The sequence below is a fragment of the Sphingobacterium sp. NGMCC 1.201703 genome (genome assembly GCF_047784615.1).
In the GTDB taxonomy this organism is placed as follows: domain Bacteria; phylum Bacteroidota; class Bacteroidia; order Sphingobacteriales; family Sphingobacteriaceae; genus Sphingobacterium.
Map to the genome: position 1 here is coordinate 141,258 of NZ_JBLOHD010000011.1, position 14,102 is coordinate 155,359.

The following is a 14,102-nucleotide window of genomic DNA, read 5'->3' on the forward strand; positions in this document are numbered from 1 at the left end:
CCGCCTAGCAGGGTCCATTCAAACAAACAACTTATTTCCAGCCTCCTCCCAAATCTTTGTAGATATTAACAACCGCATTAAGCTGTTGCTTCTTAGTTTCAATCAATTCAAGTTTTGAATCCAATACATCGCGCTGTGTCATCAGCACTTCCATATAATCGGCGCGTGCCGACTTAAACAGATCGTCTGATACCGTCACCGAATTATTGAGCACTTCAACTTCCTTGGTTTTGAAATCATAACTCTTGCCAAGGTTTTCGATATTAGACAGTTGGGTAGACACTTCCAAATAGGCATTTAAAATTGCCTTCTCATAATTATAGACTGCCTGTATCTGCTTCGAATTTGCGGTATTCAATTCCGCTTTCAATCCATTTTTGTTTAACAGCGGAGCTGCCAACTCTCCTATTATGTTGTACAACATCGATTCGGGCATTTTAAACAGATAGGATGGCTTAAAAGCTTGCAAACCCAGCGCAGCTGATATTTCCAGAGAAGGATAGAATTCCTTCCGCGCAATCTGTACATCCAATTTTGCTGCGGCCAGCTCATATTCAGCCTCACGGATATCAGGCCTATTGCTCAGGAGTTGACTCGGTATCCCCGTTTGTACTTTCGCAGGTACCATATCCACGAAGTTACTTTTATCGCGTTTGATTTCCTGTGGAAAACGTCCTAAAAGGAAATTAATTCGGTTTTCAGTTTCCTTAATCTGCTGGCGTGTCTCAAATTCCATTCCTTTGGTTTTTAACACTTCTGCCTGGAATTTTTGAACAGCAAGTTCTGTCACACGCGCCGCCTGCTTCTGTAGCTTTATGACCTCCAATGCATTGTCCTGCAACTCGATATTCTGTTTGATAATAGTTAGCTGGTTATCCAAAGCCAACAATTCGTAGTAAGATCGCGCAACCTCAGCGATAAGACTGCTCAGAACAAAGTTTTTACCTTCCACCGTAGCAAGATACCTGTTCAATGCCGCCTGTTCAGAATCTTTCAGTTTTTTCCAGACGTCGATTTCCCAGCTTGCATAGGCACCTATCTTTAGATCACCCAGTGGATCGGGCATTTCCTTCCCTGGTGCGATCTCTGTACTGGCATCCCCAGCTCCCTGACTTGTATAGCGTCCGACCTTCTCCACACCGCCACCGGCACGTAAACCCACACTCGGCTTCAATGCACCTTTTCGCAGTAATATATCATTCTTGGCAATAGCCAATTCTTGCAAGGTCACATTCAGCTCCTGATTATTTTTTAATGCCGTATCAATTAAAGCAACTAAATTAGGATCACTAAAAAAATCACGCCACTTCATATTGGCCGAATTCGTTGTATCCTGTGCAAGTGCTTCAGCAAATTGCTGTGGCACTTGCTTGTTTTCCTGAATCTGAGTCGCTTTAGGAACCTTACAGCCTGTCATTGCTGCGGACAGCAAAACCCCTACTACCCAATATTTATTTGTTTGACTAGCCATTGTTATCGATTTCTTCAGTTAATGGATTTTCATCTTCATGTTTGATAAGCTTACGTTTGGATGCGATTGTTCCAAAAATAAAGTAGAGCCCTGGGATGACAAGGATACCAAAGACAGTTCCAAACAGCATCCCTCCTGCCGCAGCGGTACCAATGGTCCGGTTGCCGATCGCTCCTGGCCCAGAAGCCATTACCAATGGAATCAAACCTGCAATAAACGCAAATGATGTCATTAGGATAGGTCTAAATCTCACCTTGGCTCCTTCCAAAGCTGCTTCGATGATACTGAGTCCCTGCGCATGTCGTTGTGTGGCAAACTCAACAATTAAAACCGCGTTCTTACCCAATAATCCAATGAGCATGACCAAGGCCACCTGTGCATAGATGTTGTTTTCCAGTCCCAAAACTTTGAGCAGGAAAAAGGCTCCAAAAATACCAATTGGCAATGATAACAGAACCGCAAATGGCATGATAAAGCTTTCGTATTGTGCTGAAAGAATAAGATAAATAAAGCCCAAACAGATCAAAAAGATATAGATCGCTTGATTACCACGTCCCACCTGATCTTTGGAGATACCAGCCCAATCAATACCATAGCCCTGTGGTAAGGTTTTCGCAGCTACGGCATTGATCACTTCAATAGCCTCACCGCTACTATATCCAGGAGCGGCAGAACCTGAAATTTCAGAAGCCATGTACATATTGTGCCGCGTGATCTCGGAGAGCCCATATACCTTTTCCATATGCATAAAAGCCGAAAAAGGCACCATCTCATCCTTATCGTTTTTCACATATAATTTCAAGATATCCTCAGGAAGAGCCCGATACTGCGGTAATGCCTGTACCATGACTTTATATTGCCGGTCATACTTAATAAAATTGGTTTCGTAGTTACTTCCCACCAACGTAGAAAGCGTATTCAGTGCGTTGTCAATAGTGACCCCTTTTAATTGGGCCATATCATTGTCGATATGGAGCATGTACTGCGGAAAACTAGCACTATAAAATGTAAAAACTGAGGACAACTCCGGTTGTTTATTCAATTCACGGACAAAATCCTTGCTTACGGTCTCCATTTTTTTATAGTCACCCGAACCCGCTTTATCCAAAAGCCGCAACTCAAATCCCCCTGCGGCACCATATCCCGGTACTGCTGGTGGCTGGAAAAACTCGATGGAAGCTCCGGGAATATTTTTCGCTGCATTTTCCAGCTGTTCGATAATTTCCTGCGAGGATTCCTTACGCTCTTCCCAACTTTTTAAATTGATCAGACAGGTTCCGGTATTCGCACCGGTTCCCTCAGTCAATATCTCGTAACCGGCCAATGAAGAAACGGATTGCACACCATCGATGTCCTCCGCCTCCTTCTGCAAAGTTTGAGCGGCCAGGTTTGTCCGTTCTAAGGTCGATCCCGGTGGCGTTTGGATAATAGCATAAATCATCCCCTGATCCTCGTTCGGAATAAAGCCTGCTGGTACGGAATTATTTAAAAAGTAGGCGCCAATACAGAATCCGATCAATACCACAAAAGTAAAAAGACGCTTATCAACGATACCTTTCAGTAAGAAAACATATTTGTTGGACATCTTATCAAACAATCTATTGAACGCATCCAAAAATTTGTCCACGATGGATTTCTTACGAGGTTTGCCATGATTGTTCTTCAGCATAATCGCACACAACGCTGGTGTCAACGTCAATGCAACTACACCGGAAAGGATAATAGATGTCGCCATCGTAATGGAGAACTGGCGATAAAAAATACCGACAGGCCCCGACATAAAGGCAACAGGAATAAATACGGCCGCCATCAGAAATGTAATAGCGATAATAGCACCGCTGATTTCATGCATCGCTTTCTTCGTTGCCTTATAGGCTGAAATATGCAGTTCCTCCATCTTGGCGTGTACGGCTTCGATGACGACAATGGCATCATCCACAACGACACCTATCGCCAATACCAGGGCAAACAGTGTGATCAGGTTGATTGTGATACCAAAAAATTGCATAAACAGGAATGATCCCACTAAGGAAACCGGTACGGCAATGGTTGGAATTAAGGTAGACCGCCAGTCCCCAAGGAATAAAAAGACAACAATTGCCACCAGTATAAAGGCTTCAATTAAGGTATGGATCACTTTTTCGATTGAAGCATCCAAAAATTTAGAAACATCATAACTGATTTCGTAATCCAGTCCTTTCGGAAAAGAAGACTTTAGTTCCTTCATTTTATTTTTAACATCCTGGATTACCTGAGAAGCATTGCTACCATAGGATTGTTTCAGGACAATAGCGGCAGAGGGCTTCCCATTCAAGGTAGAATAAATATCATACATGGCGGATCCAAATTTAATATCGGCAACATCGCGCAAGCGCAACATTTCACCGTTTGCATTTGTTCGTAATACGATATTTCCATAGCCTTCGGTTGTTGTGAAACGTCCCGGATATTTCAGGACATATTCAAAAGACTGTGAAGTAATCCCGGAAGACTCGCCGGCCTTGCCCGGAGATGCTTCCAAACTTTGCTCTGAGAGAGCTTTCATCACCTCCTCAGCGGATATTTTATAGGCTGTCATGCGATCAGGTTTTAACCAGATCCGCATTGCCAACTCCCGTGTTCCAAGAATATTTGCCACACCAACCCCGTCCACACGTCGTAACTCCGAAACAATATTCATATCGGCAAAGTTGTACATAAAGTTTCCATCAAGGTCTTTATCCTTGCTATATAGGTTGATATACATCAACATATTGGATTCTTCCCTTGTAATTTTCACCCCCTCGCGTACAACGATCGGTGGAAGCTTATTAACAACAGAAGCCACACGGTTCTGTACGTTCAATGAAGCTTGGTTCGGGTCTGTACCCAAATTGAATACCACCTGTATGCTGGCTTCACCATCGTTACCGGCATCTGAAGCCATATATTTCATTCCCGGAACCCCATTGATGGCGCGCTCAAGTGGAATGATAACAGATTTTATCATGAGTTCCCCATTCGCACCCGGGTATTCTGCTGTAATGTTTACTTTAGGTGGCGATATGGATGGAAATTGAGTTACTGGAAGTTGTACCATCGAAAGAACCCCCAGAAACACGATGATCAATGAAATGACAATCGAAAGTACAGGTCTATTTATAAAACGACTAAACATAGTAATTTAAGAGTATGGGAATTTATTCTGTTTTTAACTTCAAATTAGAAATGGCCTCTTTGGGCTGAACGAAACTATAGCTGATTTTTTCATCTTCTTTCACTTTCTGTATACCGTCCAATAGGAATTTATCATCTTTTTGAAGTCCACTGCTGACCACATAAAGATCAGGAAGGGAATTGCTGATTGTGATATAACGCGCTTTTAACTTGCCCGCTTTATCCACGACATAAACATATTTCCGGTCCTGTAACTCGTAGGTTGCCTTTTGTGGAATAATCAATGCCTGCTTCAATGGAAAATTCATTACGACTTTACCACTTTCACCATGTTTCAATAATCGATTGGGATTTGGAAATCTCGCCCTAAAAGCAATGTTACCAGTTTCGCTGTCAAATTCACTCTCTATGGTTTCAACCACACCATGTTCTTGGAACAATTCGTTATTGGCAAGCAATAATCCAACATGGGTATCGCCGCGTTTACTCACGTTTGTCTGATAATTGAGGTACTCCGGTTCTGACACATTGAAGTATACCAGCATCTGACTATTGTCGGAGAGGCTAGTCAGTAACTCGCCCTCATCCACCAAACTTCCTAGTTTTAGCGGGATACGGTCAATTGTACCATCAAATGGTGCTCTTATTTCCGTAAAAGAAAGGTGCAGTTTGGCAATTGCGGAAGCCGCTTTGGCTTGCTCCAGTTTGGCTTTCGCCATAGCAAGTTCGTTGGGGGATACGACATTTTTATCGGCTAAGCTCTTGGTGTTCTGCACTTCAATCTCGGCGACACTCACTTCCGCCATAGATTTCTTAAACTCTGCTTCATACATTTTGGGCATAATGCGAAACAGTAGCTGTCCTTTGTGTACAAATTGTCCCTCATCCACAAAAATCTGCTCCAGGTATCCTTTCTCCTGAGCACGTAATTCGATATTGCGAAATGATTTAATCTGAGAAACAAAATCCTTACGGATTGTAGTATCCACCTGTACGGGAGAGGTAACATTGAATTTTTCCTTTTCTTCTTTCTCTTCCTTTTTGGAAGTACACCCAATTTGGCATAATACCATAGCCAAATTAACGAGCATAAATACTCTTTTCATTTGTAAGCGTCTAATTAAAAATAAGTTTGATTGTTTGTTGATATGGTAGTTGAAATAAACTAACTCTTAGATCGTTGTAATGCACGTAAAAACACAGGATTATTCATCTCTCGATGAAAGTGAATTATTCGGAATACAACGAAAATAAAGTTGGGTTATTTCGGGGATTGGCTATTAAATCCTCCAGTTTTGTTGAAGAATATACCTTTGGGGGTGTAAATAAGCGACAAAATTGCAAAAAGGAATCTTTTTTGCAAAACGAAATACAAAGATAAAAAGTACAACCGCACAGAACAATAAAGCAACAAAATTGGAAGCTGCTTCGAGGTCTTTGGTCAACTGGAAATTCTCACTGTTAAACTCTTCGATAACGGGATTCTCATCATGTACGCTTCCAGCTTTTAAAGGATCGATGTGAGCACTTAGCGTATTAATCCTGTCCTTCAGGTTGGCATCATTGTGCTGGTACATAAAACTGACCGTAGGGCGATCAGATTCGTTTAGCACAGCATGGCTATTACCGCTCCTTATCAATAGGAACACTATAAAACATAGAATTGTAATAACCACTTTCATTTGAGGGCAAATATACTAGCGTATAAACAATTTCAATAGGGTTTAACACAATTTAACAAAATGATTACAATCCAACAATAATGTTTAGAAAAGCGACAACTGTAGCCCTATGTCGCCATCCTTCGGAGCTTTTGCCTGACCAAATACGGTTCGACCATTGTACTTCCAGGAGTCTCTACGTTCTTCCGCTATGACCTGTTGAATATCAAACTGGGGTGTGAAATTACGCTCAGCGTCCAATATGATCTGATGGAGTTTATGCATGGATTTTAATTTATCGCTATTCCCCAGTTTTGACCTTTCGATACCCTTTTGTAAGATTTGAATGCTTTGGTCGTAAATATCCAAAGGGACAGGAAAAGGATGACCATCCTTTCCGCCATGGGCAAAAGAAAAGCGCGCGGGATCTTTAAATCGCGCCGGAGCGCCATGAATCACCTCACTGACTAATGCCAAGGATTGTAATGTACGCGGCCCCATGCCCTTTAACAGCAAGAGCTCCTCAAAATCCTGAGGCTGATTTTCCCGCGCCACATATAACATTGCTCCTAACCTTTTGAGATCGACATCTGCAGCACGTACATCGTGATGGGAAGGCATGACCAATTTTTTAAAGTCCAATAATGCACGGGAAGAGTCTTCGTTAACGATAGCCATAATGCCTGTCCTGTTAGGGGCTGCAGCAGAAGCTGTCAAATTCAAAATAAGGCCCTGCGAACGCCCTTCAATACCAGCATGAGGTTCGTCAATGAAAGAGCGAACTTTCTCTGAATGCCAATGATAGCGGCGGGCAGTTCCATCATGATGATGCATACCCTGTTGTACCACAGCCCAGTGACCGTCCTTGCTGACAATAAAATTGTGGAGGTATAACTGATAACCATCTTGTATCGCCGTATTATCCACCTTGGCCACTAACTTACTTGTTCGAACCAATTTATTCCCGTCCAAACCGGTTTTATCTGCCAAATAAAGTAGCTCCTGTGGTGTGTCTTTAGAAAATTTACCCTTACCGCCACATATATAGAGCCCGAATGCATCCGCACAGGGATTGATCGCTCGTTTTAAAGCGCCCATAACCGATGTTGTAATACCTGATGAATGCCAGTCCATGCCGAGTACAGCGCCAAAGCTTTGGAACCAAAACGGATCTGCCAATCTCCGGAGCACCTCGTCTTGTCCATAATCCATCAGGATGACCTCCACAATGGATTTGCCCAGTGAACTCATCCGTTCATACAGCCAAGCCGGTACCTTTCCATAGTGTAGCGGCAAATCCGCCGTTCCTGAATGCCTCATAAATAAAACTAAATATATTAGTACAAATGTAGCGCTTTTTATTTGTTAAACAAGAGATCCAGCGCATTGGGGTTTATCACTTACAACACCAAAACCCTATACATGCCTAAGGAAATCAGTAGCATGTAAAACCAGGAAATCAGACCAATAATGACCGAATATAAAAAAAGCTGTATAATCGTGTGATTATACAGCCTTCTCGCTATTTCAATATATTACCGGTCAAAGCCGGTTACTTAATCTCTTTCAACAGTTAAAGATTTACTTTCCAGTCAAAGCCGATATAAATCCAGCACGGAACGATGGATCTTTTTCGGAAAACTCAATCGAGTGTTTATAGGTATCCACATTAAAAAATAACTCCGCAGGTTCCGCCTTTTTATTCTCTAAAAATAGTTTGAAACTATAGGCAGTTTTCTTTGATAGATCAACATTCACTTTATTGGATGAAAATACATTTGGCAGAACTACTTCTTTCGTAAAACCATCAGTAGTTGGCATTTGAAACAATTCACCTAAAGCTTTAACTAAGTTATCAGATTGCGTTCCTAAGGTTGTAATTTTAATTTTTCCTTTCGTAAAGCCCACATCATCACTTGGCTGACCATCGATAATACCTGCTGGGATAAAATCAACGACTTCAATTTTAGCACCTACTGTATCCTTATTGTAAATTGACTTCGTTGTATAAATGCGACTTGAATCGGTTTTAACTTCGTCGGTAATACGTAGAAAAAAGTTCTTTTTTTCAGGTCCTGGAGTACCATTCGTCAGTTGTTCGATGCGCACCCGCTCAATGGTATTCGCTGTCGCAGTATCACTTCCATCAGTTTTCTTCTGATTGGAATTTCCACAAGCAGCCACCATCATCGTAGCTGTTGCAAGAAGGGCTATAGATTGAATTTTGTACATGGTGAATTGTTTATTATCAGTAATCATTGAAATATTGTTCCTATAATATTACTACTATTACTGATAACAAACAACTATTCGCAATGTTTTTATTTTATTTCAATAAAGCGTCGTATAAAATTTCAACGGGGTGAAAAGATTTTCTTCCAGTACCATCTTTGATCTGATGACGGCACGAGGTACCCGCAGCAGCAATTAGAGTCGCTGTATCTGTGTTACGTACAGCCGGCAACAAAACCAGTTCGGCGACTTTCATCGAGACATCATAATGTTCAACTTCGTATCCAAATGACCCCGCCATACCACAGCAGCCCGACGGAATCACTTCAACGGAATAATTGGACGGGAACGTTAAGACTTGCTGGGTAATGCCCACCAGATGAAAAGCTTTCTGATAGCAATGTCCATGCAGCTTGATGTTCTTTTCCACAGCTGTAAACTGCTCCTGATGAATACGGCCCGCCTCGATTTCCGCCAATAGAAATTCGTCAATCATAAGTGCATTTTTAGCCACCAACTGTGCATCAGTACGAAGATTTTCATCAACCAGACTTAAATATTCATCTCTAAATGTAATGATGCCAGATGGTTCAATACCCAACAACGGTGTTTCGTCGGTAATCAGGCCTTTTAGGAAATTAATGTTTTGATTGGCAATCTTTTTTGCTTCTTTGACAAATCCTTTGGAGAGGTAAGTCCGTCCGCTTTGTACATGTTTTGGAATAATCACTTCATAGCCCAATGCCGTTAACAGCTTGTAAGCTGTAATACCTATCTCAGCGTCGTTATATTCCGTAAACTCATCTGCGAATAAATAGACCTTGCGTTTGGTCTGCGGCACTGTCGTTTGCTTCCTGACCCATTGGCTCAACGTCGTTCCATTCACCGTAGGAAGAGAGCGTTTTGGCGCAAACCCTACGGTTTTCTTTACCAACCCGGATAAAAAGTCATTTTTCACAACAAAATTATAGATTGGAGCGACGAGCGATCCCAGTTTCTGGGAATCAGTAAAATTCGCGATCAATTTGGTCCTGAACCCAGCCCCATGTTCATCGTAATAATGCTGTAAAAACTCGGCTTTCATCTTGGCAACGTCCACACTCGACGGACATTCCGTTTTACAGCCTTTGCAGCTCAAACATAGATCCATCACTTCCTTGATTTCCTCATGGTCAAAGCGATTCTTTTTCGTGGAGTTGGTCAAAAATTGACGTAACATATTCGCCCGTGCTCGTGTTGTATCCTTCTCATCCCGTGTCGCCATAAAAGATGGACACATCGTGCCACCGGTAATTTCTGTTTTACGGCAATCACCCGAGCCCGAACATTTTTCAGCCAAACGGAGAATGGATTCATCTTTGGAAAAATCAAAATAGGTTTTTATGTCCGTTCTATTTTTTTCATTGTCATAACGCAAATGGGCATCCATTGGTGGAGTGTTTACAATCTTATTTGCATTAAAAACTCCTAGGGGGTCGAAGATTAACTTTACTTCCTCCAAAAGTTTATAAACTTTTTCTCCGAGTACTTTACCAATAAATTCGCCCCTCAAACGTCCGTCACCATGCTCCCCACTCAAGGACCCGTTATACTTTAACACAAGGTCACTTGTCTTTTCCAATATGGAGCGGAAAGTGCGCTTACCTTCTGCTGTTTTCAGATTGACAAAAGGCTCGATATGTAGCTCACCCGCTCCGGCATGTGCATAGTAAGAGGCATGCACCCCCTCTTCAATCAAAAGTTTCTGGATGTCACTGACGTAGGCTGGGAGATCCTCTGGAGAAACCGCACAGTCTTCGATTAAATTGACCGGTTGGCTGTCTCCGGGAAGATTACGAATAAGCCCTAGTCCAGCTTTTCGAACATCCCAGACAAGATTAGTCTGCTCCACTCCGGTAATATAAGGATAGGCATAGCCCAAACCTTTCTCAATCAGTTCAGCCTTTAAAGCCATCGCCTTGGCCTCAGTTTCCGCAGCAGTATGAGCTCTAAATTCTACGATCAACAGTGCCTGAGGATCACCCTCAATAAAAAAGCGGTTGTATTTATAAGTCGGATGCCCGACCGTAAAATCCATGATATATTTATCAACCAGCTCAGATGCCGCAGGTTGATGATTCAACGCGATGACATTTCCATGCATGCATTCCACCATATCAGCAAAATGAACACATAATAGTCCAAGTTCCTGTGGCGGTAAATCCATCAAGCGAAGCTTTGCCTCCGTTACAATCGCCAAAGTCCCCTCTGAACCCGCCAAAAGGTTACACATATTAAACGGTTGTGCGCGATCGCTCAAAATATCCAAGGCATAGCCCGTATTTCGTCGGGTAATCGAACGTTTGGGGTAACCAGTTTCAATCGCCGCTAAATTTTGAGGATCTGTCAATAGATCATTCATGTGACGGTAGATATCCCCTTCACGATCTGCCTGTAAAAGTTTTTTGAAATAACTTGCCTCATCCAGTGCAACAAAACTTACCTCAGATTTATCATCTAAAAGTACATTTGCCGCGATGAGGTTATGACGGGTATCACCCCAAACAATGGAATGGAGACCTGAGGAATTATTTCCAATCATTCCACCCACCATAGCCCGACTTGCCGTGGATGTCTCCGGGCCAAACATCAGTCCAAAAGGCTTCAGGTAACTATTCAGATCATCACGAATCACTCCAGGTTGCACACGCACCCATTTCTCCTCCACATTCAATTCCAGGATTCGGTTAAAATGGCGCGATATATCCATGATGATACCATTTCCGACAACCTGACCAGCTAGGGATGTACCTGCTGTACGGGGAATTAAGGTTGTTTGCTCTGTCCGGGCAAAATCAATCAGCTTCTTGATGTCATTTATATCTGCTGGAATAGCGACAGCCAACGGCTTCTCTTGGTATACCGAAGCATCCGTCGAATAAGCAAACAACATCGTTTGGTGTGACGCTTCATCTGTATAATACAACTCTCCTTTTAGTTGAGTTGCCAATAGGGCTAATTGACTCTGATCTTTCACTGGATATAATTTTTTAAATGTAGAAAACAAATCTAGTGAAATTTCTTCTTTGGGAAAAGGCTTAATTGCAAGAAACGCACAACTTCTTAATGCAAAACGCATAAAGACGCAAATGCAAAATGCAACAAACTTGAATTTTATTTCGCATCTTCCTCATTTGCTCGTATTTTTGCTACAGCAACACTGTTTTAACGAATTAACATCTTCTCCGTTATATGCGTAATCTTATCCTCCGATACACATTACATTCAGATTTTATTATATATGCAATAAGGGTATTACTGGGATTTCTGCCTGGCTATATGCTATTTGTTAGCTTTCCACAATACTCCGTATCCTGGACACTCATTTCAATTATCCTGGTCATATCCCCGCAGGAAAATGAGTCAAAAAAAATTGCCATTGACCGTGCAAAATCAAATTTTATTGGCTCCGCCATCGGCCTTAGTCTATATTTCGTGCCAATTCCACAACTTTACGCTATGATTATTGGTATACTCGCATCTTTGGTTATCTGCAAGGCTTTAAATATTATGGCTGTGGCCCGCACATCTATGGTGGCGTTAATTATTGTCTACTTACATGAGCAGGAAAGTCGCTCCTATTTTGCCGCTCTTGACCGTTTCGGTTGTGTTTGTGTAGGATGTTTGATCGGTTTAGGTGTCATCCTATCCACCCGAAATATTATTATTAAATTGAGAAATCGGTATAATTGTTGAGTTGCATAAACCAGAGCACATAGGTAACTTCTTTTCAACCAATAAATTAAAGCGAACCCAGCGAATTAGCAAGGCTATCTATCGAATAAAATTCGTAACGAAAACCAATTGTTCAGAATAATATTCATTATTAACACCAATATTTTGAATATTCTACTTTTTTCCTTACCTTTGCAGTCGAAATGACAAAAGTAGAATATAATTTAGATCAGGTAGATTACAAAATCCTTCGTTTAATGCAGGATAACGGGCGTATCAACAATGCTGATATTGCCAGAGAATTAGGCATGGCTCCTTCAGCAATACTGGAGCGGGTCAAGAAGCTCGAACAGAAAGATGTGATCTTAAAGTACAGCGCCAAGATCAATCCTGCGGCTGTTGATCAAAAACTTTTATCATTTATTTTCATCAAAGCCAATGATATCATTGGTGAACAACGCGTGGGCCTTGCGCTTGCGGAAATTCCGGAAGTACAAGAAGTACACGACATAGCTGGAGATGACGGTTATCTTATCAAAGTTAGAACGGCAGATTCAACAGCTTTGGTCGATTTAATGCGGAATACACTGGGTAAAATAGAAGGTATAATTTCTACACGTACCACAATCGTACTTCAGACGGTAAAAGAAGATCAACAGGTTGTCATACCTGAATAACAGAAAGGAGGCTTTAATTATGTTGCAAGGAAACAAAAAAGCTGCAAACCCTCTAATGGTTGTAGTTGCTTATTTTATTATTTATGTGGTATGGGGCTCCACCTTTTTCTTTATAGAAAAAGCGTTGCATAGCTTTCCACCATTTATATTAGGTTCGTTTCGTTTTGTTACCGCAAGTGCCATACTGATGAGTTATTGTGCCATAAAAGGTTATAAACTTTTTAATAAACGTTCCATATTGGAAGCTGCCTTCGTAGGATTCTTACTTCTATTTGTGGATATGGCCGGCGTCATCTGGGCCGAACAATATGTTTCGGGAGGAGTAGCCGCGATTATAGCTGCAGCAGCCGCAATCTGGTTTATTTTACTTGACAAACCCAAATGGAAAGAAAATTTTAGCAGTGTCACCACAGTAGCCGGTGTTGTGCTCGGATTCATTGGGGTTGTTATGTTATTTGCAGAACAGATCATGGCTTCCAACGACAATGCCAATGGAAATTTGAAAATCATTGCGCTATGTATTTTGGTATTGGGCTCCATTGCCTGGACAGTAGGTTCCTTGGCATCTAAATACTTCAAAAAATCAGAAGTACAAGAAAAAGAAGATTTGCACGTTATGGTCAAAACAGCCTGGCAAATGGTCACTGCAGGTATTCTTTTTAATATTACCGCCCTTTTCACAGGCGAATATGCATCATTTGATTTAAGTAGCGTTGCCCCTGTTGATTGGTTTAATTTGGGTTACTTGATCACCTTTGGCTCTATCCTAGCATTTAGCTCCTATATCTGGCTCTTACAGGTGCGCCCAGCGATGGAAGTAAGCACATATGCCTACGTAAATCCCATCATTGCGTTAATATTAAGTCATTTTTTCACTTCACATGCCGTGACGTCCTTACAGATTGTAGGTTTGGCCGTTATTTTGTTCTCTGTTTTACTGATGAACTGGAAGGCTTACCGCACCAAATTGTCAGCTAAAAATAAAAACAAAAAGATCCTGCAAGGAGGTACATTGGATACTTTACCAAAGCATGATGATCGTCAATCCACTATAGATGATCTTCCCGAAGCAGAATTAGTACACTAGGTTGTTATTTTTCTAATTATATGATAAAGCTTAACGTAGATCTATGTTAAGCTTTTATTGTTTTTATCTTTTTAGCAAAATTAGACCAGGATGAATAAGATTTC

Annotated in this window: 10 protein-coding genes; 3 read left to right on the forward strand and 7 right to left on the reverse strand. The window is 41.5% G+C overall.

Annotated features, from left to right (window positions below; genetic code table 11):
* Positions 1–31: 31 nt before the first annotated feature.
* From ACK8HY_RS20815 to ACK8HY_RS20845, 7 genes are all read right to left on the reverse strand, one after another.
* A complete protein-coding gene (locus ACK8HY_RS20815; RefSeq protein ID WP_416134682.1) occupies positions 32–1,471 on the reverse strand; it encodes a TolC family protein in 1,440 nt (479 codons plus the stop codon).
* Complete coding sequence (locus ACK8HY_RS20820; RefSeq protein ID WP_416134683.1) at positions 1,464–4,628, reverse strand: efflux RND transporter permease subunit; 3,165 nt, start codon at positions 4,626–4,628, stop codon at positions 1,464–1,466. The genes ACK8HY_RS20815 and ACK8HY_RS20820 overlap by 8 nt, the downstream gene beginning before the upstream one ends.
* Before the next feature lie 22 nt (positions 4,629–4,650).
* Complete coding sequence (locus tag ACK8HY_RS20825; RefSeq protein WP_077434008.1) at positions 4,651–5,733, reverse strand: efflux RND transporter periplasmic adaptor subunit; 1,083 nt, start codon at positions 5,731–5,733, stop codon at positions 4,651–4,653.
* A 174-nt stretch (positions 5,734–5,907) separates the two neighbouring features.
* Complete coding sequence (locus ACK8HY_RS20830; protein ID WP_139351029.1) at positions 5,908–6,240, reverse strand: hypothetical protein; 333 nt, start codon at positions 6,238–6,240, stop codon at positions 5,908–5,910.
* Between the two features lie 153 nt (positions 6,241–6,393).
* Complete coding sequence (locus tag ACK8HY_RS20835) at positions 6,394–7,608, reverse strand: DUF763 domain-containing protein (RefSeq protein WP_416134684.1); 1,215 nt, start codon at positions 7,606–7,608, stop codon at positions 6,394–6,396.
* 261 nt (positions 7,609–7,869) lie between these two features.
* A complete protein-coding gene (locus ACK8HY_RS20840; RefSeq protein WP_259179027.1) occupies positions 7,870–8,520 on the reverse strand; it encodes a hypothetical protein in 651 nt (216 codons plus the stop codon).
* A 94-nt stretch (positions 8,521–8,614) separates the two neighbouring features.
* Positions 8,615–11,536 carry an FAD-binding and (Fe-S)-binding domain-containing protein gene (locus ACK8HY_RS20845; protein ID WP_416134685.1) on the reverse strand — a complete coding sequence of 974 codons (2,922 nt, stop codon included), beginning with the start codon at positions 11,534–11,536 and terminating at the stop codon, positions 8,615–8,617.
* Positions 11,537–11,751: 215 nt separating this feature from the next.
* On the opposite strand from ACK8HY_RS20845, the gene ACK8HY_RS20850 reads away from it, so the two are divergent.
* From ACK8HY_RS20850 to ACK8HY_RS20860, 3 genes are all read left to right on the forward strand, one after another.
* Positions 11,752–12,255: an FUSC family protein gene (locus ACK8HY_RS20850; RefSeq protein ID WP_077434016.1), complete on the forward strand. Its 504-nt coding sequence runs from the start codon at positions 11,752–11,754 to the stop codon at positions 12,253–12,255.
* A gap of 182 nt (positions 12,256–12,437) precedes the next feature.
* Entirely contained in the window at positions 12,438–12,911 is a 474-nt protein-coding gene (locus tag ACK8HY_RS20855; protein WP_077434018.1) for an Lrp/AsnC family transcriptional regulator, read from the forward strand.
* Between the two features lie 19 nt (positions 12,912–12,930).
* Positions 12,931–13,998, forward strand: a complete 1,068-nt coding sequence (locus tag ACK8HY_RS20860) for an EamA family transporter (RefSeq protein ID WP_416134686.1) — start codon at positions 12,931–12,933, stop codon at positions 13,996–13,998.
* Positions 13,999–14,102: the final 104 nt, after the last annotated feature.

What these genes read in the sequence shown, in the direction of transcription:
- ACK8HY_RS20835 (WP_416134684.1), bottom strand. Translation starts at nt 7,608, where the DNA reads ATGAGGCATTCAGGAACGGCGGATTTGCCGCTACACTATGGAAAGGTA.
- ACK8HY_RS20840 (WP_259179027.1), bottom strand. Translation starts at nt 8,520, where the DNA reads ATGTACAAAATTCAATCTATAGCCCTTCTTGCAACAGCTACGATGATG.
- ACK8HY_RS20820 (WP_416134683.1), bottom strand. Translation starts at nt 4,628, where the DNA reads ATGTTTAGTCGTTTTATAAATAGACCTGTACTTTCGATTGTCATTTCA.
- ACK8HY_RS20815 (WP_416134682.1), bottom strand. Translation starts at nt 1,471, where the DNA reads ATGGCTAGTCAAACAAATAAATATTGGGTAGTAGGGGTTTTGCTGTCC.
- ACK8HY_RS20855 (WP_077434018.1), top strand. Translation starts at nt 12,438, where the DNA reads ATGACAAAAGTAGAATATAATTTAGATCAGGTAGATTACAAAATCCTT.
- ACK8HY_RS20860 (WP_416134686.1), top strand. Translation starts at nt 12,931, where the DNA reads ATGTTGCAAGGAAACAAAAAAGCTGCAAACCCTCTAATGGTTGTAGTT.
- ACK8HY_RS20825 (WP_077434008.1), bottom strand. Translation starts at nt 5,733, where the DNA reads ATGAAAAGAGTATTTATGCTCGTTAATTTGGCTATGGTATTATGCCAA.
- ACK8HY_RS20850 (WP_077434016.1), top strand. Translation starts at nt 11,752, where the DNA reads ATGCGTAATCTTATCCTCCGATACACATTACATTCAGATTTTATTATA.